Origin of the sequence: Planctopirus limnophila DSM 3776 (genome assembly GCF_000092105.1) — a bacterium.
Lineage (GTDB): Bacteria > Planctomycetota > Planctomycetia > Planctomycetales > Planctomycetaceae > Planctopirus > Planctopirus limnophila.
Window position 1 is genome coordinate 4843702 of record NC_014148.1, and the last position, 22017, is coordinate 4865718.

The 22017-nt window shown below is 53.7% G+C and carries 16 protein-coding genes; 12 read left to right on the plus strand and 4 right to left on the minus strand.

Annotation, left to right across the window (positions count from 1 at the left end; genetic code table 11):
- Window positions 1-94 precede the first annotated feature (94 nt).
- A complete protein-coding gene (locus PLIM_RS19380) occupies window positions 95-1183 on the minus strand; it encodes an FAD:protein FMN transferase (RefSeq protein WP_148227191.1) in 1089 nt (362 codons plus the stop codon).
- 818 nt (window positions 1184-2001) lie between these two features.
- On the opposite strand from PLIM_RS19380, the gene PLIM_RS19385 reads away from it, so the two are divergent.
- The 6 genes from PLIM_RS19385 (at window position 2002) to PLIM_RS19410 (ending at window position 10448) form a co-directional block, all read left to right on the plus strand.
- Entirely contained in the window at window positions 2002-2319 is a 318-nt protein-coding gene (locus tag PLIM_RS19385; protein ID WP_013112011.1) for a hypothetical protein, read from the plus strand.
- Between the two features lie 60 nt (window positions 2320-2379).
- Complete coding sequence (msrP, locus tag PLIM_RS19390) at window positions 2380-3366, plus strand: protein-methionine-sulfoxide reductase catalytic subunit MsrP (protein ID WP_013112012.1); 987 nt, start codon at window positions 2380-2382, stop codon at window positions 3364-3366.
- A gap of 80 nt (window positions 3367-3446) precedes the next feature.
- Window positions 3447-5243, plus strand: a complete 1797-nt coding sequence (locus tag PLIM_RS23290; RefSeq protein WP_148227192.1) for an FAD-binding oxidoreductase — start codon at window positions 3447-3449, stop codon at window positions 5241-5243.
- Window positions 5244-5415: 172 nt separating this feature from the next.
- Window positions 5416-7512, plus strand: a complete 2097-nt coding sequence (locus tag PLIM_RS19400; protein ID WP_013112014.1) for a YjhG/YagF family D-xylonate dehydratase — start codon at window positions 5416-5418, stop codon at window positions 7510-7512.
- Between the two features lie 28 nt (window positions 7513-7540).
- Window positions 7541-9139 (plus strand): c-type cytochrome, encoded by a 1599-nt coding sequence (locus PLIM_RS19405; RefSeq protein WP_013112015.1) that lies wholly within the window; start codon window positions 7541-7543, stop codon window positions 9137-9139.
- 127 nt (window positions 9140-9266) lie between these two features.
- Window positions 9267-10448, plus strand: a complete 1182-nt coding sequence (locus PLIM_RS19410) for an alpha/beta fold hydrolase (protein ID WP_013112016.1) — start codon at window positions 9267-9269, stop codon at window positions 10446-10448.
- A gap of 282 nt (window positions 10449-10730) precedes the next feature.
- On the opposite strand, the gene PLIM_RS19415 is transcribed toward PLIM_RS19410, so the two are convergent.
- Entirely contained in the window at window positions 10731-12164 is a 1434-nt protein-coding gene (locus tag PLIM_RS19415) for a complex I subunit 5 family protein (RefSeq protein WP_013112017.1), read from the minus strand.
- Window positions 12165-12297: 133 nt separating this feature from the next.
- Window positions 12298-12654, minus strand: a complete 357-nt coding sequence (locus PLIM_RS19420; RefSeq protein ID WP_013112018.1) for an ArsR/SmtB family transcription factor — start codon at window positions 12652-12654, stop codon at window positions 12298-12300.
- Between the two features lie 673 nt (window positions 12655-13327).
- Between PLIM_RS19420 and PLIM_RS19430 the strand changes: the two genes are divergently transcribed.
- Complete coding sequence (locus PLIM_RS19430; protein ID WP_081440320.1) at window positions 13328-14293, plus strand: WG repeat-containing protein; 966 nt, start codon at window positions 13328-13330, stop codon at window positions 14291-14293.
- A gap of 269 nt (window positions 14294-14562) precedes the next feature.
- Window positions 14563-15615 (plus strand): pectate lyase, encoded by a 1053-nt coding sequence (gene pelA / locus PLIM_RS19435; RefSeq protein WP_013112022.1) that lies wholly within the window; start codon window positions 14563-14565, stop codon window positions 15613-15615.
- A 32-nt stretch (window positions 15616-15647) separates the two neighbouring features.
- Here pelA and PLIM_RS19440 read toward each other — a convergent pair whose 3' ends face one another.
- Window positions 15648-18119: a sialidase family protein gene (locus tag PLIM_RS19440; protein ID WP_013112023.1), complete on the minus strand. Its 2472-nt coding sequence runs from the start codon at window positions 18117-18119 to the stop codon at window positions 15648-15650.
- A 315-nt stretch (window positions 18120-18434) separates the two neighbouring features.
- On the opposite strand from PLIM_RS19440, the gene PLIM_RS19450 reads away from it, so the two are divergent.
- The 4 genes from PLIM_RS19450 (at window position 18435) to PLIM_RS19475 (ending at window position 21992) form a co-directional block, all read left to right on the plus strand.
- Complete coding sequence (locus tag PLIM_RS19450; RefSeq protein WP_148227193.1) at window positions 18435-18728, plus strand: hypothetical protein; 294 nt, start codon at window positions 18435-18437, stop codon at window positions 18726-18728.
- Window positions 18729-18769: 41 nt separating this feature from the next.
- Complete coding sequence (locus tag PLIM_RS19455) at window positions 18770-19102, plus strand: hypothetical protein (RefSeq protein WP_148227194.1); 333 nt, start codon at window positions 18770-18772, stop codon at window positions 19100-19102.
- 474 nt (window positions 19103-19576) lie between these two features.
- Window positions 19577-20173, plus strand: coding sequence for an RNA polymerase sigma factor (locus tag PLIM_RS19465; RefSeq protein WP_013112026.1), 597 nt, complete (start codon window positions 19577-19579; stop codon window positions 20171-20173).
- A 586-nt stretch (window positions 20174-20759) separates the two neighbouring features.
- Window positions 20760-21992, plus strand: a complete 1233-nt coding sequence (locus PLIM_RS19475; protein WP_013112028.1) for a hypothetical protein — start codon at window positions 20760-20762, stop codon at window positions 21990-21992.
- The last annotated feature ends 25 nt before the right edge of the window (window positions 21993-22017 follow it).

Below are 22017 nucleotides of genomic sequence, written 5' to 3' on the forward strand. Positions count from 1 at the left end.
ACCCACGGCCTGCTCGATTACTCTGACCACTGCGAATCAGTGATCATCATCATCAAACCAGCTTGGGAGCATCCAGAGAACTCAATCCATCAGCTCAGAATGAGGCGGCAGGTGAGCGGGCAGGGTAAAGAATCTCTGGAGGGACGTTGATGATTGTGGCTTCCGCAGCCGTCTGACGACTGGACTGGGTAAACAACAACACACCGACATCTGTTGAATTATCACAGAGAAGTCGAGTCTTTTCGACCCCCAGCACGAAAAAAGCCGTGGAAAGTGCGTCTGCCAGGGCCGCTCGTGCCGTTAATACGCTGACAGAAAGGACGTTTTCGACAGGCCAGCCCGTGCGAGGGTCCAGAATATGACCATACCGCCGTCCACCGACTCGAAACCCCTGTGCGGCTGTTCCGCTGGTTCCCAGGGCCTGATTCTTCAATAAAATCGTGCCCCACGAATGCTGCGGCAACAGAGGATCGCGTAATCCGACAGGCCAGCCGCCATGCCCCGCATGGTCTCCCAGAGCCAGGACACTGCTCTTTCCACCATGCACCAGCCAATGGTCGATCCCACGCGAACTCAAATGCCTCCCGGCACAATCGACCGCATATCCTTTACCAATCGCACCCAGATTGAGCTCCACACCGGGCTGGCGATATCGGACCGTTTTTGACGCCACATCCAACTGAATCTGGTCCATGCCCGTCAGTTGCCGTGCAGCTTCAAGTTCGGCTGTACTTGGCAGGCGACCTTCCTTCCGAGCTGTTCTCCAGACGGCAATCAGTGGCCCAGTGGTGGGATCAAACGCCCCTTCCGTTTTCGCGACCAGATCCCGGGCTTCGATCAATAAGTCGAACAGTTCACCGCTGACTTCGACAGGCTCAAGCGCTGCCGTTTGATTAATGATCGCCAGCTCGGCTTCGGGACGATAGATCGTCATCATCGCTTCGAGCTGATGCACCAGATCCAGTGCTTCGGAAGCGGCCTCCACCTGCAGAGCCGGGCCATCAGGATTCAGGATCACGTCGAAATGGCAGGCCATGGCTGTGGTTTGCAGCAGCAGGACTGGCCCACGAGTTGGTACCTCTGTAGTTGGCAAGTCGGCAGATCGAAGTGCCGCTTCAGCAGCAATCTGTTGTGCCAGCCGACCCGTCAGAAAATCACGTCGATCAGCCGAAGGATTCGTCACTTCTGTTACCTGCCAAACCTTTAATTGTTTTTGAATTATCTTCGGTGAACAGAGCCCAAAGCAACTGAGTCTCTCGGGATTGTCACTGAGAAAAGTGCGGCCAGAGAGGCGATCAAAATCAAAAATTCGCGATTCCTTCGCTAAAACGGTCTTGCCGTTGTTCAAAACTCAGTAAATAATCCCGACAGTTCGCACAAACGTAGTGCGACGGTAGACCGGCTGGAGATGTGATCGGAGGTGACCCCGATCGAATCCGGCGGACGATCTATAAACTGTAGAAAGGAGGTGGTCGTTTGAATTGTCTTAGTTCTAGTCGCCAGCGAGGTGGCAAATCCTAGTGACAGTCGACGGACTGGCTTAGAGCCACCGTCTCGTAGCGGCCATGTCCTTAGAGAACGTTCTGCGAATTCGATTCTTCGTGATCCCGAATTCCACTAAGAACACTCGATAGGGTATCGCACGAGCCTCGGGGTTGGAAATCGCAAGGTTTCCAACCCCTCGCTCTTTGATAGCCCCGCAATTTTACAGTCCCGCAAATTGAACCTCGCGCATCATCGGGCGACTTCCCCGAAGCACATCAGTTTGCATGAGACACTTAGACATCACAGATCGACGTCTGCAGTTTTCACAAGCCCTTAGCCTGGCTTCCCATCTTCAGCCTGCATTTCCGAAGAATTTTGCACGGCGTGTCACCTTTCTCACATCTTCCTGATCTCAATGGTCATGTGGCCTGACTGGCCAATCGAATTCGTGGCAAAGGGTATGAGCTTGCGAGAACTTTCTCTACGTTAAGCTCACCCGGTATTGAGGAAAATCACATGCATCGTCGTACCGTCTGGATGTGGGCTGGCGCAGGTTTGATGGGTCTGGTGGTTGGTTGTGGTCAAGCAGCCTCAACCACAAGTTCAGCCCCCGCAGGAGGAAGTGGTGCTGCCATGGCTCCCATGATGGGAGAGCCGAAGATGAGTGAACCGAAGATGAATGATGGCATGATGGCCGGCGAAAAAATGGCTGGCGAAAAGATGATGGCAGATCCCAAAATGTCAGATGGTATGATGGCACCAGCCATGAAAAGTGACGATAAGATGAAACCTCCCGCGATGATGGCACCAGATATGGCCGGCGAGAAGAAGTAAGCTTCCGGCTGTCAGCACTGGCCCACATTCGTCTTTTGAAACGTCGAGAGTGAGGTGGGAATGTCCACAGATCCAAAGATTTCTGATGCGGAAGTAACACCGCCTGAACTCTATTTCAATCGCCGGCAGATCATGCGGGCAGCCATTGCATTGGGCACTGTCGGTGCCACAGTTGGCATCTATCGTGCATTCAAACAACCTGCCCAGAAAGAGGCCAACACCGCCGCGATCGAGGGTCTGGTACGTCCTGCTGATACGGATGCCAATCTGGCCAGCCAGGGGTTCAAAGTGGATGAACCTTTGACCCCCGAGATTGACATTATCAATTACAACAACTTCTACGAGTTCACCACTTCGAAAGAAGGGGTGGCCAGAGCCGCTGCAAATTTCAAGACTGAGGGCTGGAAAATCGACGTCGGTGGGTTGGTCGATAAGCCCACCACTTTCACCATGGATTCGCTGAAAGCACTCAGCCCACCCGAAGAACGCATCTATCGCATGCGCTGCGTCGAAGCCTGGTCGATGGTCATTCCCTGGGCCGGCATTCCCTTAGCCCGAATTCTTGAAGCCGTTCAGCCCCAATCTGCAGCCAAGTATGTGGCGTTCGAAACATTGTTCGATCCTGTCCGCATGCCCGGGCAGGCCTCGCCTGTTCTCGACTGGCCCTATGTCGAAGGTTTGCGGCTCGACGAAGCCATGCATCCTTTGACTCTGCTCGCAACAGGACTGTATGGCAAAGAATTACCACCCCAGGATGGTGCTCCCGTGCGGCTGGTCGTTCCCTGGAAGTACGGCTTCAAAGGCATCAAATCGATTGTCAAAATTTCGCTGTTGGCCGACGAACCCCCCACCAGTTGGAATCGGTTCGCACCTCACGAGTACGGTTTCTTTGCGAATGTGAATCCGGAAGTCGATCATCCCCGCTGGAGCCAGGCGACTGAACAGCGTATTGGCGAACTGGGGCGTCGCAAAACCCTCATGTTCAACGGTTACGAAGAGCAGGTCGCTTCTCTCTATACAGGAATGAATCTGCGAAAATTCTACTGATCCCTGTCCGCCGATAGGGGGCCGCCGCTCAGGAGCAGCCATCAGGGCAACTTTCCGTTGGCTTCGAAGATGGAATTGAATTGTCCGCGTTAATCCATGCATCTCGGGAAGGCCGCCGCGTGAGTGAGATTCAGTTCTGGAAGCTGCTGCTGATTATCAATGGTCTCATCCCCCTGGCACTTTTGGGCTGGGATGCGTTACAGGGTAAAACCGGTGGCAACGCCATTGGACAGGCCATCCATACCACAGGCTACGTCTCCCTGCTCTTCATCATGGCGTCCCTCGCTGTGACACCACTTCGAGTTGTCACGGGTTGGACGACCCCGGTCGCCTTTCGTCGTATTCTCGGGTTGTTTGGCTTCTTCTATGCGGCCATTCACTTCGGAATTTACTTTGGATTTGATCGCGCTTTGAGCCTGTCGAGTACCTTCGACGAAATCGCGAAACGCAGGTTCCTACTTGTAGGCATGACCGCACTGATGCTCATGGTCCCCCTGGCTGTCACTTCCACAAACGCCATGATCAATCGACTCGGCGGCAAACGCTGGAAGCTCTTGCATCGCACAGCCTACATCGTAGGAGCACTGGCCGTCCTCCATTACTTCATGCAGGTGAAAGCCGATATTCGCCAGCCCCTCGCCTTTGCTGTTGTCCTGGGCGCCTTTCTGCTCATGCGTCTTCCTTTGAAAAAGCTCCTGCAAACTTCCAAGTCTCACTCTCCCGTCCACACCTCCGTCAAATCACCAGCCACTGCGACAGGTCGGCCCAGGTTCTGGACAGGTGAACTCAAGCTGGCGCGTGTCTTTCACGAAACTTCTCTTGTAAAGACCTTTCGCTTCGTGGCTCCCGATGGCAACAACCTGCCGTTTGCCTTTGAACCCGGACAGTACCTGACATTGAAAGTACTCATCGACGGAAAGTTCGTCAGTCGCTCGTACACCATCGCATCATCCCCCAGCCAATCGGGCTATTGCGAAATCTCTGTCAAGCGGGAGGAACATGGCCTCGTCTCGCGGTATCTGCACGAGCACCTGCAAGAAGGCGATCTTCTCTCAATATCGGCACCAGGTGGAAAGTTCTTCTTCAATGGTCGCCAGGCGAAAAGTGTCGTTTTCATCTCGGGTGGTGTGGGAATCACACCTCTCATGTCGATGACTCGTTACCTCACCGATACCTGCTGGCCCGGCGAAATCCACTTTCTCGTTGTCGATCGATCACCCAAAGATTTGATCTTTTACGACGAATTGCGACATCTGGCCCATCGATTTCCCAATCTTCATGTGGCCGTCACATTGACTCGATCTCCAGAGATGGATGATTGGATGGTGCCGGATGGCTGGCGGCGAGGTGAAGGACGGATCAATACCTCGTGGCTGCGCGAATGCCTGCACGATTGGCCCCAGCGCCAGGTCTATCTCTGCGGCCCCGACGCCATGATGGATGCCACTCGTGAGCTTCTGACTGAACTTGGAGTCCCTGCCGAGCAGATCTTTACCGAAGCCTTCGTCTCACCAGCTGCACAAAAAGAGGCGACTGAGATTCTGCCTGTGGAGTCTCCAGCCAATACCACAGCGACCTCCTCACGCGAACTCACCACGCACTCCGCAACTCCGGGCGAGTTTCAAGCCACCTTGCAATCGTCCCGGCAAACCATCGAATTGAGTGGCTACAACAATCTGCTCGAAGCGGCTGAAGCCGCGGGACTCGACTGGCCCTACGATTGCCGCTCCGGTGTTTGTGGCCAGTGCCGTGTGCGACTCATCAGTGGCGAAGTCGTGATGGATGTCCACGAAGCTCTTACGCCACAGGAACGAGCACAAGGCCATATCCTCCCCTGCCAGGCCCGCGCCTTCAGCCATCTGGTGATTGAGGCCTGACAAGCTGACCTGGACTCCTCTTGATGGGTTGATCTCACGCACCCACGCCGGCTTTGTGCTAACATAAGGCCTGAGCCGTCAGCCGATGATTTGTCGGTGAAATTCAAATTCTGCACGCTGACGTTGGCTCGTTCGAACTCCGCGCGGAATGAATCATCGGGAAAGCCTCGCAATGCAACCGGCGACCTTTGAAAGCCTTGTCGATTCACAGACTCCTGATCTCTGGCAGATTGAAACTCGTGGCCCTGGCCCGCAAGGTGCTTTGCCACTCACCGACGAACTGTTGAGAAATGCTCCCAGTGGCGATCTGTTTGGTCTCACTCAAAATGCCGGCATGGGCTGGCCTGTCGCCGAAGTCTTGAGGCCGCAATACCTCATTTTAAGTACACAAGGTGGTATTCGCGGCGAAGATGGCCGCCCGATTGCTCTGGGTTATCACACGGGCCATTACGAAGTCGGCCTGTTGATGCGTGCTGCTGCCGAAGAAATCGATCGTCTGGAGGGATTACCCTTTGCCGGGTATGTGAGCGATCCTTGTGATGGCCGTACCCAAGGCACAACGGGGATGATGGACAGCCTGCCCTATCGGAATGACGCCGCCATTGTGCTCCGCCGGTTGATCAGGTCACTCCCAGTGCGGGAAGGTGTCGTGGGTGTGGCTACGTGCGACAAAGGCCTTCCCGCCATGATGATGGCACTGGCTTCGATGCACGATCTGCCGTGTGTGATTGTCCCTGGCGGAGTCACTTTGCCTCCTGTTTCGGGCGAAGATACCGGGAAAGTCCAGAGTATCGGTGCCCGTTATGCCAAAGGCGAAATCTCGCTGGAACATGCTGCCGAAGCAGGCTGCCGCGCCTGTGGTTCAGCAGGTGGTGGTTGCCAGTTTCTCGGGACAGCCGCCACGTCGCAAATTGTGGCTGAAGCGTTAGGAATGTCTTTACCACATGCCGCTCTGGCACCTTCAGGCCAGCCGATCTGGTTGGATATTGCCGTCCGTTCAGCCAGAGCTGTCGTGACACAGCGGCTGACAGGTCTTTCGATGAACAAGATCCTCACTGCCGATTCGCTGCATAATGCGATGGTCGTGCATGCAGCCTGCGGTGGCTCGACCAACTTGCTGCTGCATATCCCGGCTATCGCCTTTGCTGCCGGTCTCGAGCGGCCCAAGGTCGAAGAGTGGAACCGGATCAACCTCGCGACACCCCGGTTGGTGGATTGCCTTCCCAATGGGCCCGTAGGTCACCCCACTGTGCGATTCTTCCTGGCTGGAGGTGTTCCGGAACTCATGCTCCATTTGCGTGCCTTAGGCCTCCTCAAGCTGAATGCTTTGACAGCCACTGGCAAACCACTCGGTGACGTTCTCGAATGGTGGGAAAAGAGTGAACGTCGCGAACGTGTCCGTCAGGTATTGCATGAGCGGGATGGCGTCGATCCCGATGACGTGGTGATGCCCCCCGCACTGGCGAAGGCTCGTGGATTGACCAGTACTGTCTGCTTCCCTCGCGGGAATATTGCCCCCGAAGGTTCGGTTGTCAAAGCCACTTCCATCGACAAGTCCACATTGGATGCGAATGGTGTCTACCACAAGATTGGCCGCGTGCGGTTTTTTGCAACGGAACGGGAAGCGATTCGTGCGGTCAAAGGCCAGTCTCAGCCCGCAGTCCAGGCAGGAGATATTCTCATTCTTGCCGGGCGTGGGCCCTTGGGCTGTGGGATGGAAGAAACGTATCAAATCACGTCCAGCCTGAGGTATCTCCCCTTCGGAAAAGAGGTGACATTGATCACGGATGCCCGCTTTTCGGGGGTTTCGACGGGGGCCTGCATTGGTCACGTCGGCCCGGAAGCTCTCGCGGGTGGCCCGATTGGGAAACTCCGCGATAATGATCTCATCGAAGTACGGATCGATACGCGGAACTTGACGGGAAGTATAAACTTCATTGGCGAAGGTGATGCCACGTTCACAGCCGAACATGGTGCTAGAATTCTAGCAGGGCGTACACCTCACCCGAAATTAGCTCCAGACCCAGAACTTCCGGCCGACACCAGGCTCTGGGCAGCATTGCAGCAGTTAGGAGGCGGAACCTGGGGAGGATGTGTCTACGATGTCGACGCCATTGTCAACGCCCTCGCAAATGCACCTCGGATGGGGACTGCTCCCTGCAGTTTATCTGGTGAAGGAAGTTCCAGCAGCAACCCCGCGGCTGGCTCCTCAAATCCAGAATCCGGCACAGACCTGCTCGCCACCACGCATGGACGAAGCAGCTGCTGATGTTGATCAATCGGAGCATCGCCAGAACATGAACTGCCTTCGTGCCATGTTTGCGGCTCTGAGCAAGCATGCCTTACCAATCCTCAATGCCCCATTAGCTTTCGGGATGAGTACAAGACGGCATCTGGCGAATCTCTTGATCGCGTTGGCACTTCTGCTGATCGCTGGTTTTTTTGCTCCGCTCACCCAGGCCAGCGATTCACCCACAGTCTTAATTCCACAGCAGGCCAATCCTCAGGAAGTCACCGCAGAGGATGGCTATCGGATCCTCAAATCCAAACCTTTTCTTCCGGCAGACTTTCATGATCGCCACCTGGAGCAGCTCTGGACCGTCTGGCCCGAGCCCTGGAAAACGAAGTATGCACAGGCTGCCCCGCACGAGAAGCGGCAGCTTCTCTTCTCGTACTATGGCTTGATTGAAGATCCCCAGCAAAAGTCTGCCGAATCCAGCAAGGAGAATGCTGTTTCTGGGACTCCCGCATTGGGATATCTCAAAACAGAATCCGGGAATTGGGTGATGACCTGCCTCGCCTGCCACGGCGGTAAAGTGGCCGGCCAATCACAGGCGGGCCTTCCCAATTCACACTTTGCCCTGCAAACGCTTGCCGAAGATCTTCGTCAGGTGAAGCTCGCTAACAAAGAGACTCTCGCACATCTGGAAACGGCCTCACTGACGATTCCACTCAATGTGACCAATGGCACGACCAATTCCGTCATCTTTGGAGTGATCCTGGGGACCTTCCGCCGCCCGGACATGTCGGTTGATCTGGCACGAACAGTTCCGCCAGTCATTCATCACGATGTCGATGCTCCACCCTTCTGGAATGTCAAATATAAAACCTCGCTCTACTGCGATGGTTTCGCTCCCAAGTATCACCGCCCTCTCATGCAGTTCATGCTCTTGCCAGTGAACGGCCAATCGACAATCTACAGTTGGGAAGATGATTTCCGAGCCATCGAAAAATGGATCGAATCTGTCGAGGCACCGGCCTATCCCTTCCCCGTCGATGACACACTGGCCGCCTCAGGCCGAGTCGTCTTCGAGAAAAACTGTGCCAGCTGTCATGGCACTTATGGCCAGGGAACCCTCGTTTCAGATCGGGAATTTCCCGCCGACACCCCGCTGCATGCGCTCACCACAGCCAAACGCGATGTTGTGAAGTACGAACAGAAAGTCATTCCCATCAGCGATGTGGGAACTGATCCGGTTCGACTGCAGGCATTAACGGCTACACATCGCCAATGGATGAAAGATGGCTGGATGAGCGATTACGGCAATCATCCAGTGATCATCGAACCCGCCGGTTATGTCGCACCTCCACTGGTCGGTATCTGGGCCAGTGCTCCGTATTTTCATAATGGCAGCGTCCCCACGCTCTGGCATGTCCTTCATCCCGAGAATCGCCCTGCCGTCTGGAAACGAACTGAAAATGGTTACGATACGAACAAAGTAGGTCTCGAAGTGGAAGAGTTCGGCCGATTGCCGACAGGTATCAAAACTCCCGCTGAAAGACGCCGCTACTTCGATACGAAGCTCAAAGGCAAGTCATCTGTCGGGCACGATTACCCGAGTGCACTGACCGCCGATGAGAAAAAAGCTCTCCTGGAATACCTCAAGACTTTGTGATGGTTCTGGACAATCGCCAGCTGGTCGTTCAGTGTGAGTGAATGGCTGAAAAAGTGTTTATCATTCTCAAGTTTCATTTGTCATTTCAGTTTGATTTCGTGAACGGGCGGCTTCCGGGAGTTCAGGCATGCAGAAACTTTTTCGGCAACTGTTGAATTCCTCGATGGTATACTCTGCCCGTGTGGTCTGGCTGTGCACAGTCGCTTTGACCACGGTATCAGCAGCAGGCCAGGAAGAGGGATCAGCCCCAAAGCAGGCAGGCCAGCCACCATTGGACCGACGCGCTGAAGTTCTTCCTCCCAACGGATTGTCATTGGTCAAATCTCTGGTGGAGGCCCAGCCTGCCGAAACCCCCGCTGGTGAGGATGATCCGATGGCAGCCATGTTTCGAGACCCCAAGGGAAGCATCTGGTCGAGCACTTTGGGTGGCCGCCAATTCTGGGGTGATGTCCATTTCTTCCATCACTTCCGAATTCAAAAGAATGTCTTCACGGGCCACTATCGATTACTCGACAGTCACGATCGTCGTCTGGCCAGCGGGACGCTCGAAGCTTGCCATCAGGCACTGAATGAACTGCGAAAGAAGGACCACATTCCGTCGATGTCCGGCACTGTGGTCATCTTCGTGCATGGAATCGTCAGGTCATCCAAGTCGATGTCGACACTGGCACGCCTGGCGGAAAAGCATGACATGACCGGGCTGGAGTTCGATTATCCCAGCACTCAGATCGATATTCGTGAGTGTGCCGAGTACCTGCATCAATGCATCAGCGGGCTGGAAGGTGTCGAGAAGATTCATCTGGTGGTGCACAGCATGGGTGGACTGGTGACGCGGGCTTACTTCGAGAAATATCATGATCCCCGCATTGGACGGCTCGTCATGCTGGGCACTCCGAATCAGGGAGCGCGGATGGCTGACCATTTGAAGGGCACTCTGCTCTTCAAAACCGTCTTCGGGCCGGCAGGTCAACAGCTTGTCACAGATCCTGAGGGAGTGATCCCCAGTCTCCCCATTCCGCCGTGTGAATTCGCTGTCATTGCTGGTGTTCGCGGCGACGGAAAAGGTTGGAACCCGTTCATCGCAGGGGATGACGACGGCACAGTCGAAGTGACCAGCACACGCCTGCCCGGAGCAGCCGACTTCATCACCATCCCGGTGATCCACGCTCTGATGATGCGTGATCAGGCCGTTGGTGAACACGCCCTGCGGTTTCTGCAAACCGGGTCACTGCGTGCGGAGGGACAAAACGAACCGATTTTCAGGGTCGACCAGAAACTCCCGCCACCTCCAGAGTCTCCCAGAGACTGATCAGCAAGCAACAATCTCTCCTATCTCCGACTGGGTGGCTGGGGCCAGATCTCTTCATTTGCACCCGAGTTGAGTTGACTCCGATCGTACCATGCAGACATGGCCTTTTCTCCTTCTCCCGTTCCGACGGGAGAAGGCCGGGATGAGGGAAATTCGCACGTTGTTGGCGAAAAATCCACCAGTGACTTCATCGCAGTACGCTTCTTAATGAGTGGCGACCCAGAGTATATATACGCAAGAGATTCACATCGATTAGAAAGACCCTCGCCCGGCCCGTCGCAACTACACACTTACAAATCGCATCAAGAAAAATGCACTTGCCGAAAGCGTGAGGATAAATGCCACACACGTAACAATTGCGGCAGCCATGGCGAAAGGCAGCGGAGCCGGGGCGGGCGTCGCTGTCGTCGCTCGCCGAATAGTCGCACGGATCAGAGGGTAGATATAGACAAAGTTGAGAAAACTACCGATGAGTAAAAATCCTGCAGCGGCGTAGTGATGCCGATGAACTTCCTCCAACAGCATAATGTCCTTGCTATAGTAACCGGCAAAAAACGGAAAGCCGCTGATGGATAATCCAAAGAGCACACCCGCCACGCCGAGCCACCGCCGACCGGGAATCGCGTTGGCCACTTGAGGGGCCTGGACACTTCCAAATGATGTGAGAAAGGCTCCGGCACAAAAGAATAATCCCAGCTTGGCGATCGAGTGCGTGATAATGTGCAGCATCGCCCCCTGCATGCTCTCCGGCGTTCCGACCAGAATCGCAGTAATAATGTAGGATAACTGGCCGACGGTCGAGAACGAAAACCGCTCTTTCAAATCCGGCGTCTTCCACGCTCGATACGCCGTATAGATGGCCGTAAAGCCACACAAGTAAATCAGCCACCCCGTCTCAAGAAAGTGATCGCTCAATTCACGAAGCAATTCCATGCCGTAAACATGCTTGGCGATCTTGAATAACACGATGCTTCCCACCTGCACCGACGCGACCGAGTGAATCATGGCAGTCACAGGTGCCGGGGCGATAGAAACAGTTGGTAGCCACAAGTGGAACGGGGCGACACAGTTCTTCGAAAGCCCCACAATGATCAGGGCGAGAATGATGGACGCTTTGCCATGGCTCCACCCGAAGTCTGTAATACTGATCTGTTCAAAAGGGGTGCCCAGCGGAAAATTCCATGCGACGACAGGGAGCACAATGAGCAGTACAGGCCAAAGTGTTGATTTGACATAGAATCTTGCCGCGCGGTGGGCAGCGTCTCCCCCTCTGAGAGTAATGAGCGGAACAATCGTTGGTATCGCCGCAATGTAGAAAAATAGCAGTGTGAAGAAGTTATCAGAAAGCCCGGCCCCCACCGACAATCCTACGGTCGCATTCATGTACTTGTGAAATGATTCAGCCTGATTTGAAAGGTGGGCTGATATATAGCCCACGGAATAGAGTAATGTGACGCTCCAGCATAAATAGACAACAATCACGAACATCCACGAGGATCTGTCAAGAGAGAACGAAATCCAGTTACCCAGACGAATCGAACCGCTTTCAGGGCCATGCAGAACCGCAATGACCGCCATACAAGCGGTGGATATTATGGAAATCGAGTAAAATGAGAGCTTCGATTTTGACTTGATGATCGTCAGCAGGTTAAGAATCAGCGGCCAAGCCAGCAGCAACAGTGCCATGGAAGTAGGATCGAGAATAGCCCTGACCATTACAGATGTTTCCCTATAAGAGGCGGAAGCAGTTCAGCAGACCCGGCTGAAAACAATTCAAGAAGTGTGCCCCAGGTGGGTTGCACTGGCCGGTTACAACACCGCCAGGTGGTGTGGACGGAGTGGACGCGTCTCATCGCCTGGCTTTCTGTTCGGACTTTTTCGCTCCCTTTTTCTCTTCCTGCATCATCTCCATCACTTCACCGAGGTGGGCGAAGAAATACTCCCGCATTTTCTCCAACACCTCACCCAACAGGGGGTCGCGAAGGCGGTAGAAGATCTGATTGCCATCCCTGCGGGTTTCAACGATGTGTTTGTTTCGCAGGATGGCCAGGTGCTGAGAGATGTTGGCCTGTTCCACACCGATCTTTTCGCAGAGCACGCCGACCGACATCTCGCCGTGACTCAGAAACTCGACAACAGCGACTCGTGTCGGGTGGCCAAGTGCCTGAAAAATCCCCGCCTTGAATTGCCGCAGCGACTCCAACATCACGACCTGCCCTTACATTCGATTCTGTGTACATTCGCATAATCGAATATACGATGCGGCTCAGAAAATCAATCCGATCTACCTGACAGTCCCGTAAGGTGGTAAGGCATCCATGGCATCTCCGTTTCCCAGGACCTCTCAGTCCACGACCTGTCGCAACGAATTGGACCGGCATGCGGAAAAAATTGACAATTTCATCCCGCATCCGCAATCTGTGATGGGGCAATGCGGTCTAGCGACAGTCGAATATCCACCCACAGGCAAAGCTCAAGCGGTAGTTTTATTCGAATCGACTGCGTACAAACTTTTGTCAGGAGCAGGGCTGTGCGGCATCTCAAAACCATCTCGCTCGCCCTGGGAATGATCAGTCTTCTGATCTCTTTGCTACCCCTCGGTTTTGCTGCTCTGGGGTTTCTCGGAATCCTTGCGGACATTGGTCCTGCCGAGAATCGCGAGATAGGCGTTCATTTGCTCGACTGGGGCTTACCCCCCTTCATTGGCGGTGTCGTGCTATGTGCGTTCGGTCTCCTGGCACACGTCACAAATCACTGTCATACACACGCAGCGCCGAGCACAGCTTCCAATAACAGAAGCACGCAAGATTTATAAAACTCAATACTCACTCGGCACCCGCTGCGATTGAGCCTGTTCGTTAGTCAGAAGCTTGGAGAACATGATGCGAATACCGATTCTCGCAACGATTGTGCTGATGATCTTTATCCCCTCTGCTTCTTTCTCGCAACTGGTTCCTCCCGAACAAGTCGAACCTGTTGGGCCACCCCTCTTTGTTGTGACGGTCAACGGCAAAGCGGGGTTTATGGATCCCGAAGGCAAGATTGTCATCAAGCCTGCTTTCGAACAGGCACTGCCTTTTCACGATGGACTCGCAGCCGTTCTTCAGCAAGGCCAGTGGGGGTTTATTGACACAACCGGGCGCATGGTCATCGAACCGCAATTCATCAGCGTGGGTTCCTTTTCCGAGGGTCTGGCCAAGTTTCAGGACAAGCGGCACACCGACAAACTGGGCTACATCGATAAGACGGGCCAGGTGGTCATTCAACCACAGTTCGATGCTGCGGAAGAGTTTCGCAATGGAATCGCCCGGGTGGGTGTTGCCACTTACAAAGGGATCCTGCTCAGTCTGATTGCCGACGTGGGGGTCGAGTGCAGTTACAAGTTTATTGACCGTGCCGGCAATCGTGTCCCGGAACCTCTTCCCGAACATTACGCCACGGGCGAGCAGGACGAACTCATTCCTTTCCGCAAGCAGGGTCTGTATGGCTATGTGAATGCTGAGGGACAGGTCGTCATCGAGCCGCAATTTGAGTACGCCGCTGCTTTCTCCGAAGGGCTGGCCAGAGCTTATAAAAACCGGTTAAGCGGCTACATCGACAAACGCGGCGAGTGGGCCATTCCCCCACGCTTCGAGTACGCCAACGATTTTTCGGAAGGGCTTGCTGGCGTCAATCTCGGCGAAGAAGGCTGGGGTTTCATCGATCGCTCGGGCCAACCAGTGATTCCTGGTCGATACGGCTGGATCTACGGCGGCTTTCGCCACGGCGTGGCCGAGGTCGCTTTTGACCGCAAACAGGGCTATATCAACAAAAAAGGCGAATGGATCCGACCACTCGGCGAATAGGAGATCTTCAACACATGTAACGACGCCATCGTCAAGAGAAGTGCGGCCGGGTGGAGTTAAGGCTCTGCGCAACCCACCAGTTCTTCTGCTCATCCTCGAAGCGTTCATCAACTCCGGACGGGATCATACTATTCACCGGGGCAGAATTTGCCCAGACGTAGCTCGGCACGTCGTGAGTGACGGCCGCCATACAAAACGCCAATAGATCGCTAAAATTCTTCGACACAAGTTAATTCCTGCAGGTAATCAATAGGCAAAGGTTAAGTTCGATGATCTTTCGATGCGGGCTCATCATCGCTGCGTTGCTGCTGGTCGCTCAAATCGCGGATGCTCGGCCGAAGGATTTTCTTAAGAAGAGCGATGCCTGGTTTGCGGGAGACGAGGCACAGCGAATTGCGAAAAGTATTCTCTCGTTCCAGAGTGAAACCGGCGGCTGGCCCAAGAATGTTGATACAACGGCCGCTCGCTATACCGGCGATCGCTCACAGCTCAAAGGGACTTACGATAACGGAGCGACGACCGATGAATTGCGATTTCTGGCTCGTATCTATAAGGCCACAAAAGATTCCAAGTACCACCAGTCGTTTGACCGTGGCCTCGCATACATCCTGAAAGGGCAATACCAGAACGGCGGCTGGCCCCAATTCTCACCGCCGGGTGCGGGCTATCATCGCCATATCACATTCAATGATGGTGCGATGGTGCGTCTGCTCGAATTCCTGCGGGAAGTCGCGACAGCAGATCGATACGAGTTCGTCGATGACCATCGCCGCCAGGCGGCAACCATTGCTGTGAGCCGGGGAATCGACTGCATTCTCAAGTGTCAGATCCGGGTTGAGGGCACATTGACAGTCTGGTGCGCGCAGCACGACGAAATCGACTTTCGCCCACAGCCTGCGAGAACGTTTGAACTGGCAACGCTCAGCGGGTGCGAATCGGCAGGAATCACCCGCTTTCTGATGAGCATTGATGATCCATCGCCCGAGATTGTGCAGTCTGTGGATGCCGCGATCGCGTGGTTCGAGCGATCAAAACTCACAGGCATTCGCGTGGCCACCGAGAAAGACAAGAAAGGCCCCGAAGGGATCAATCGAGTGGTGGTGGCTGATGAACATGCTCCTCCGCTATGGGCTCGTTTCTACCAGATCGAGACCAATCAGCCGGTCTTCGTTGATCGCGACGGGATTCCTAAAGCGACGCTGGCTGAGATTGGCTACGAACGACGCAATGGCTACGCCTGGTACGGCACCTGGCCGCAAAAACTCCTGAGCGATGATTACCCCAAATGGAGGCGGAAAATCTCGCTCAAAGTGAGTTCATAGCGACGATATCTATTGAATAACTGATGCCGCGCTTATGGAGAATTTTCGTCAATCGCAAGCTGGGGAAGTTTGGCACCGTAATAAACAGCTCGGTGACGGTTATCGTCGTAAGCAAAGTGGAGATAACCATCCTCGCTGACAAACCCATCCGGATAATTCAGTCGCCCCTGAGAGCCATCTGAAGACTCTTTAACCAGCACCCTTCGATAAGGCCATGTTTTCATCCCATCATAGCTGACCCATAAGGAAAGGGGACTGCGGTGACTGGAATTGGGATTATGCAGCATGGCGACACCATTATCACGCAGCTTGTAAATGGTCGCCTTCGAACCAGGATTCGGAATCTCGGTTTTTTGAGCAAAATTTGGCCAGGTCTTGCCGCCATCTATTGATTCGGCCATGTATAGCACACCACCGAGTCGATCCCCACGAATGATCATTTTGATCGTACCGTCGTCCAGCTCGACGATATTGTTCTCAGCCCAGCCATGGTAGCGATCATCTGTGGTGAGACGGATGTTGCCGTACTCTGTCCACGTTTCCCCCTGATCACTGCTGATGAGCACTCCGTTTCGCGGATTGCTCACATAATGCCTTAGCGCCTTGTGCCAGGGGCGATCTTCCGCGGGTGGCGGAGGAACATCTGGTCCCGGCCCTTCATAATGCTGGAAGGGAACCATAATTCGCCCATCCTTCGTGACGATGTGGTTGCGAATGAACGTGAACTGGCCCAATCGTCCTGGCAGCAATCTGGGTTTGCTCCAGGCCCGGCCCTGATTGGGACTGGTCATGATCCATGATTGCCAGTTTCGGCCCCACGTTTCAGAGTGCGTCGAAAAGAACATGGTTAACTTGCCGCGATGCACCATCACCTCGGTCGCACCTTGTCCACTGGTGAGACCACTGCGCGGCAGACCGGTGGGAACCTCCTGGATCGCAGACCAGGTCTTTCCCTGATCCAGACTTTTGACGACGCCTATGTAGTTCCCTGGCGATGGTTCGATGTCGTCACCCGCCAGCAGGTAGAGCGCCCACGATTTATCCGGCAACTGACGCAGTGTCGTGTCGCAAACCAATTTGTTCGGTGTGATACCATCATAGGCAATCGTTGTACGGTCGAACTCCGCATTCTGCAGAGCTTTGTCTTTCCATCGACCCTGCGAACCTTCGACCATGGCGAGAAGTTTCACGTCAATTGGCTGCGCCACGGGGTCTTTTTTCACGCCGGGCAATTTTGATTCGAGAAGCCCGCCCATGGCCTTGGTGATCACTCCCTGAAGGCGTGCATCGTGTGAAACAATTTTTCCAGCTGCCACATCCTCTTCCCGAAAAACAGCCAGCTGCACTTCCCGCTCTTTCGCCCGCTCGCGGTCATACGAAATGTAGATTCTTCCATCGGGAGCCTGAAAACCATCCGGGTAGGAAACTCCTCCCCGGTCATCGAGCATCAGTCCGCCGCCCCAGGTTTGGCCCTCATCATGTGAGAGGAACGCCATCAGTCGTGTCCGATGTTTTGTGCGTTCATCCACCTGGCCATGCCTGACCAGCAGCAGGCTTCCTGAAGCCAACCGACGGATATGAAATCTCGTCGGGATATGCGGCATCGCCATTTCAGGCTGACTCCAGGTCTTTCCCTGATCTTGCGAGAGACTTTCAAACATCCCTTCTGTGGTGCGGGCCAGCATCCAGAGTGTGCCATCCTTGCGTTCGATAATCATATGTTCGTCAAACTGCGGGCCAGGAAAGGCGACGCCGCCACGATAGTTCCACGTCTTTCCTTGATCTTGGGAAACCAGGACATTGGCCTTGCGGTAAGGGTCGAGTTCTGGAGCAGCGGTTTTGAGTTCCGCAGGACCGATCTTGCCGCGATCCCATAATGAAACGGGAAGCATCCATTCCCCCGACTTGAGGACAGTCGGTTTATTGAGCGTGCAACCATCCCAGATCCGGCGTGGAGCCGACCAGACAGGAGATGCAGCATCGGGGTCATCGCACGTGATCGCCCAGTTCCCGGCACGACCATCAAAATAGCCCATCGATTGATCGAAAAAGAGCCAGAGTCTGCCGGTGGGATCAGTCCATAAATTTCCGACAAGAATCCGACGCTTCAAACCTGTGGGTGCTTCGGGTGGATCAATGACCAGTTGTGGCGACTTCCACGTCTGGCCATCGTCATCACTCAGGCCCAGCACAAAAAATCCTTTCTCGCTGTCTCCACCCGCCACCCAGGCGGCCCACAAACGTCCTTTGGACGTTCGTTCAATCCCGATGGTCATGGAGTAGTCAAGCTGCTCCGGCGAATATTCGGGCCCGGGATGGGTCTGAATCACCGGTGGAACCAGCGAAAGATCCAGAATCTCGCGTCCGGGCAAAGTCTCTGCCCCCAGAGTGACTTGCCCTCCCAGAAAGCAGCACACTCCTCCCAGGAATAACAAACTCAGACAGCGGGTGAACTCTTTGAGGTTCTCAGAAACAACAATGTATAAAGCGCGCGACCGAGGCATGAGCACGTGCCTTTCTCGCAAAAAAGGAGGAGATGTCAATCCGTGATGTAAACAAACCAGCTGTCAAACAAACCCAGGTGGCAAACAAAACCGAGTGGCAAAGAGCAAAGTCATTGACCAGCAGCAACTTCTTTGTAACGACTTGCCCGGCTCAAGGACAGAGGCCACAAGGCTCCCCAAGAGCAACAATCTTAAGAATCACCACAACCTCTTCGTCATGAACGACATGATGGAGAAACATTTTCATCTATACAGACTCTCTCTAGAATCTACGGACATTTAGACCCAAAGATAATCAACAACAGCCGTCATTGAATGTGTAGAATCTACAAGGCATTACTTATGAAATCACAGCTAACAAACGCTGGTAATACGATTGTTCCGGCGTATCTTGCACTCCTTGCGAGGGGATTGTCGATTGTCAAAGAACCATCAGCATTTACTGAGTCAGGCATGATTTGGGTTGCCGAAGACACAACGACTCAGTTTTCTGCCGAAGATCTGGTAACGCTCCTGGGCTTGGTGGCCATGCAAGAAACTCGGGGAGCAGGTTGGCAGGCATCGGACGAAGAAATTGAAAGTTTCTTCGCGAAATATGGTGTGCCTTGAAAGATGATTTATTCAAATTGCGTGAGCCTGATATCACTCAGATGGATCCTGTCACTCAGCTTCAAACGTCGAGACAAGTGCCACTTTGGCGAATGGCTCGAATTCTGGGCTGGTCGCCTCTGGTGATGGCCATCCCGGTTTTCTTCATCATTGCCGAATGGATTCCTGACCGGAATCATGGGAGCATTGCCGACGGTTTTCGAAAACTCAATGTCTTCCTGGAAGTGATGGCCCCTTTGGCGATCATCTGTTGGGTGGCCGCAATCCTCATCATGATCTGGGCAAGTTTCTACTCATCGGCTCACAGCCGACAGAATTGGCGGTTAGCCGCCTTGATTTTCCTGGTTGGCCTGACACTGTTACTGATGGCTTAGTATTGTTACTGCTCAGTACGCTCAACACGTCTCAAGCAATACTTCTCCAGTGTTCTCCCATGAAATTGACACGCCGCCTGCTGTTGAAGATGGCATCAGCTTCTTGCTGGGACATTCTGTTCCCACTGAAGGCCTGTGATGCACTTGGGGGTTTGTCTTTCTTGATGATCAAGGGGGAGTTGGATAGGCAACTCGCAAGGAAATCAAAAGCTTCACGGGCAGTTTGGAGCCTTCTTTCCTGATCGCTATTTGTACCGAAATGAGTGGCAACGCGTGTTCGCTGAAAATTGATGATCATGCCGGCTGCCCGTTGGTCTTGGTTATCGGTAAGACAAAATGAGCAGCTAGCCTCTTCCGATCGATTACGTGCCACCTTTTTTGAGGGTAAGTCGTCCGACAAACTTTTTGCTGTGCATGTGAAAAAATCGTGAGATTGTGCTGAACCTTTTTCCGTGAAGCAGGGAATCAAAGGGCATGGAAGGCAATCGCACTTATTCCGAGAGCGAACTGATTCGCCGCATACAAGCGGGGGAGTCAGGTCTTTTTCAAGAACTTGCCCGCCGGCACTCAGAATCGTTGCTGCGTTGTGCCTTCACTCTTTGCCGAGACCAGCAGTTCTCAGAGGATCTGACGCAAGAAGCATTACTGGAAGGGTGGCGTTTCATCGGTCGATTCGATGGCCGGTGCCAGTTTTCCACCTGGTTGTACGGAATTTTAAGGCATCGATTCTTGAAATCTCTCAGACAGAAGTCGCTGCAAGAACCGCACTCGTGGCTTCTCGATGCAGCTTCTCTCATGACGGCTGAAACGATTGATCCTGTTCACCAATTGAAACTGAACGAAGACGCATCACGACTGCGGCAGGCGGTGGCTTTGCTTCCCGATGAACACCGCCAGGTGATCGAGCTTCGTTTTTTTGCCGAAGCGTCCCTCGAAGACATAGCGGCAGCACTCGATGTTCCGTTGGGAACAGTCAAATCGAGACTTCACAACGGTCTGGAAAAACTGCGGCAACAAAAAATCACTGTGAACCTTTTCTCGAACACCGGGGAATCAGGAGTGAAACCATGATGCACGATTCACTCACACCTTGTGAAACTCGCCTTGAGGAGATCAGCCTGCACGCTGCTGGCTGTCTGACGGAAAGCGAATCCCGCGAACTCCGGGAGCATCTTGGCCAATGTGCAGGATGCCAGGAGCGTTTTGTGGAAATGCAGAATCTCACAGGGGCCTTAAGGACTGCAAAACCTGAAGTTGATTCAGCCCGTGTGGCCCTCATCGAACAAACCCTTCTTTCGTTGAAGTCAGAGATACCCAGGAGAAAGCGATACTCTGTCACAGCGTTCGTGAGCGCCATACTGGTAGCTGCCGGTATTCTGGTGATGATAGGTCTTTTTAGCCCATTCTTCTCACGAGAACATCAGCCTTCAGTCGCGAGATCTGTCGATCCGACCCTGCCCACTCCTTCGCAGGTTGTCTCTGATGCTCCAGTCATCGTTGCGGATGCCTCCATTTCCCGGTCAGTGCCAACATTGATGGCACTTCGTCGAGCAGCGTCTGAGTCAGAGGAGTCCCTCGACAAACTCCTCGCTCAATGTTCGGAACATGTCTTTAACGATTCATCTCAACCTCCCTCTGTATGGCAAGGAAATGTACAATGAAACGAACAACGACCCTGCTGATTCTGGGATTACTGATATCTGGCGGAACTTCTTCACATCTCCGTGCTGAAGTCGTTCCTCAATCGGCGCCAGTTGTCAAGATGGCTGCTGCTCCCAACGCGGCTGTTATCTACTGGCAGGCCTTTTATGCGATCCCGAATCTGACTGAAGAGCAGAAGAAGGTTCTCGAAGCCGCCATTTCCAGCGACGAAGCACCAGTTTCTGATCAGCTAAAACCAATTTTTGCTCAATACCGTATTGCCTTGCATGAAATGCAGCGTGCCCGCCAGGTGACTCCTTGTGACTGGCAACTGGACATGAGCGCTGGCCCCGAATTACTGCTACCGCACGTCCAGAAATTGCGAGAACTCAGTCGCGTTAGTCTTCTCAGGGCTCGACAGCGGTTTGCTGAGGGTGAGAACGATGCAGCGATCGATGATGTTCTGGCAACTCTGAAAATGGCGCGGGATTGTGCCAGCAGTCCCCTTCTGATTTCGATTTTGGTCAATGCCTCGATTGAAAAGGCCGCCATTGACCTTCTGGCCCGCCAACTTCCGGCGTTAACAAAAGATCAACGGGATCGTCTTGAAAAAGAACTTGCACTGCTGCCACCAACGGTCACTGTTGCCACTGCCATGCAATGGGAAGGCGAGATTTTTGGTACCTGGTTGAAACGAAAACTAGAAGCCGAGATTCGACAGCAGGGCAATTCTCCCTCAATCGAAAAACTGTTTGCAGCGCTTTGTCTGTCGATCGGTGTCCCCTGCAATTTGGATCCCAAGCCAGAGGATCGTGAGGGACAGCGTCGGGCCGAGTTAATCAGAACTTTGTCAATTGCTGATATTCATGCACAAATTGATCAATTGAGCGATGATTTCAATACTCTGGCCCAAATTGCCAGCCTGCCGATCGATCAGCGAAAGGCCAAAGTCGACGCCTTTGAAAAGTCGATTGAAGCTGCCAAACAGTTAAAGGACAAGGCCGATTTAAGACGCTGCCTGACCATCACAGCTCTGCCATCAATTGGAAATGTCATCACTCGTGAAGAGCAACTGCATATTCGTCGTCAGTTACTGGAACAGGCGTTAAGGGTCCTCCGGGACGGTGAGAATTCATTGACACCAATCGACGGGAAAATGGTTCGATATCAGAAAATGGCCCATGGCTTTGAACTCCATTTATCAAGCAGCTCTGGTGATGTCATCTTGAAGGTTGGCACCGAGAGTTAGACTCATCGTTCCAGGGAAATCAAGA

Bases quoted from the DNA above. Each gene is read 5' to 3' on its own strand.
- PLIM_RS19410 (WP_013112016.1), top strand. From the start codon at position 9,267: ATGCAGAAACTTTTTCGGCAACTGTTGAATTCCTCGATGGTATACTCT.
- PLIM_RS19400 (WP_013112014.1), top strand. From the start codon at position 5,416: ATGCAACCGGCGACCTTTGAAAGCCTTGTCGATTCACAGACTCCTGAT.
- PLIM_RS19475 (WP_013112028.1), top strand. From the start codon at position 20,760: ATGAAACGAACAACGACCCTGCTGATTCTGGGATTACTGATATCTGGC.
- msrP (WP_013112012.1), top strand. From the start codon at position 2,380: ATGTCCACAGATCCAAAGATTTCTGATGCGGAAGTAACACCGCCTGAA.
- PLIM_RS19405 (WP_013112015.1), top strand. From the start codon at position 7,541: ATGAACTGCCTTCGTGCCATGTTTGCGGCTCTGAGCAAGCATGCCTTA.
- PLIM_RS19440 (WP_013112023.1), bottom strand. From the start codon at position 18,119: ATGCCTCGGTCGCGCGCTTTATACATTGTTGTTTCTGAGAACCTCAAA.
- PLIM_RS19415 (WP_013112017.1), bottom strand. From the start codon at position 12,164: ATGGTCAGGGCTATTCTCGATCCTACTTCCATGGCACTGTTGCTGCTG.
- PLIM_RS19430 (WP_081440320.1), top strand. From the start codon at position 13,328: ATGATGCGAATACCGATTCTCGCAACGATTGTGCTGATGATCTTTATC.
- PLIM_RS19385 (WP_013112011.1), top strand. From the start codon at position 2,002: ATGCATCGTCGTACCGTCTGGATGTGGGCTGGCGCAGGTTTGATGGGT.
- PLIM_RS19450 (WP_148227193.1), top strand. From the start codon at position 18,435: ATGTGTAGAATCTACAAGGCATTACTTATGAAATCACAGCTAACAAAC.
- PLIM_RS19465 (WP_013112026.1), top strand. From the start codon at position 19,577: ATGGAAGGCAATCGCACTTATTCCGAGAGCGAACTGATTCGCCGCATA.
- PLIM_RS19455 (WP_148227194.1), top strand. From the start codon at position 18,770: ATGGATCCTGTCACTCAGCTTCAAACGTCGAGACAAGTGCCACTTTGG.
- pelA (WP_013112022.1), top strand. From the start codon at position 14,563: ATGATCTTTCGATGCGGGCTCATCATCGCTGCGTTGCTGCTGGTCGCT.
- PLIM_RS19420 (WP_013112018.1), bottom strand. From the start codon at position 12,654: ATGTTGGAGTCGCTGCGGCAATTCAAGGCGGGGATTTTTCAGGCACTT.